General features: G+C 46.5%; 3 protein-coding genes. 1 reads left to right on the top strand and 2 read right to left on the bottom strand.

The window, feature by feature from the left end; all coding sequences use genetic code 11:
- On the bottom strand, positions 1 to 330 hold a 330-nt coding region (locus tag VIS94_02740; GenBank protein HEY9159989.1), incomplete at its 3' end, for a CPBP family intramembrane glutamate endopeptidase.
- A gap of 94 nt (positions 331 to 424) precedes the next feature.
- Between VIS94_02740 and VIS94_02735 the strand changes: the two genes are divergently transcribed.
- A complete protein-coding gene (locus VIS94_02735) occupies positions 425 to 637 on the top strand; it encodes a hypothetical protein (GenBank protein HEY9159988.1) in 213 nt (70 codons plus the stop codon).
- Between the two features lie 753 nt (positions 638 to 1,390).
- On the opposite strand, the gene VIS94_02730 is transcribed toward VIS94_02735, so the two are convergent.
- Positions 1,391 to 1,571: carboxymuconolactone decarboxylase family protein (locus tag VIS94_02730; protein ID HEY9159987.1), on the bottom strand; the 181-nt coding region annotated here is incomplete at its 5' end.

Raw genomic sequence — 1,571 nt, 5'->3', positions numbered from 1 at the left:
CCCCACAAGACGCATTATCCAGTAGGTCAACACGTAGATGAGCGGCATCAAAAAAATGATGGGAATATACCAGATCTTTCGTGTGATCCTCTTATAATCGAAGGTTCTCCTCAAGAGCTTCCGCACCCCAAAAAGCTTCTCCTCCCTGTACACAAGGATCAAGGCAGCTATCGTCGGGGCAAAAGTGGCTGCAATGTCTGTCACGGGAAGGTTATCCAAAGGAAGCTTAATTGGAAAGATGATATTGAGCACCCAAAAGGGGATGGAAAGGGCGTAAACCAATGTGAAGAAGAGAACAGGCGACCTTTTTGATGATGCGCCGGTGTTCATGGCTGTTTTTCTCCTTAACAATTTAATTGGTAGCTTTGATTGTATAAGAAAGTTCCTCATATGTTGCACTCTTTGATTTATGTCGATGCGTTGGATGCCGGTGGTCTTCACAGATGATCTCAAGAAGAAGCGATCCATCAACGAGAGCTTCTGGCTCATCGGCTGTCTGGATGTTAAGCTGTGGTGGATAAAGGAAAGCAATGACAAAGGCAAGAGCCCAAATGAAGAAAACGGTGTCCTTGGACTTAAATTATGGGAGCTAAACACATACTTTGTTAGAAGTGCTCGTATCATTGACATATCGTAAAAGCTATTTACTATAAATGCTAAAATGGATTCATGGCTCATGATATCGCAGTAATTAACGGAATAAATATTTGCACCAAATGTGGTCGAACCTCTAACTGGCCCATTAATCCCTGCAAGGAGGATAAGCCCCATAAGATAATTGCAGGAACTAGCGGACCGATATGTTCGCGTTGTGGTCGAACCTCTAACTGGCCCATTAATCCTTGTAAGTAGCAGAATTTTATGTGTCGCGTCTCGCCATTTCTATGCTTGGTCGAGGCGAGCTGTCACTTCCGTTCAGATACGCATACGGCGGCTTGCTGGCAGAGCCTATAGCGGACAGCGATAGCTCCTCCTGAGATAAGTGTCGCTGGCAGAGCATGACAAATCATGTGCGGTTTTCATGCCTGCTAGCACAGCGGTGAGAAGGTCTCTTTTCTGGCTGACCTGGCAGACGTATCTCTTTGCAGTGTTTCTATACTCTCATAGAAGAGAGGATCCTCTTTAAGACGGTCATCCCCGCTCCCCAGAACGAGAGAACCGCGCGGTTTTGGAGATTTTGAGAGAACGAAGAAGGCCGAGGAGAAGGAACTGGCCCGAGATCGAGGCTCTGAAGGCACCCATGAACCCGCCCTTAAAGTCCTATGAGGGTAACGTTTTTTCGTTTGCTGCACCTAGCCACCAGGAGGCTGAGAATGCGGCGCATGATCACGGAGGATAGAATCGCCTTTTTCTTATAAGATTGAGAAAAACAACAAAAAATTGAAAAGGTTTATTTCTCCATCACTTCGCCCAATATCTTCATGCCTTTCGTGAAGGGCGGCATTCCCGACGTGAGGAGAACGACCCTCAGTACATCCACTATCTCATCCTTGGTTACGCCAAACTCCTTTATGGCGCTTATCATCTGCTTCTTTGTAGCCCTTTCGTCGGAAGCAGCTGCATTGATCCCC

Source organism: Desulfomonilia bacterium, from assembly GCA_036567785.1.
GTDB lineage: Bacteria > Desulfobacterota > Desulfomonilia > UBA1062 > UBA1062 > DATCTV01.
Note: the sequence above shows the minus strand (reverse complement) of the source record. Positions and strands in the feature narration are given on the sequence as shown.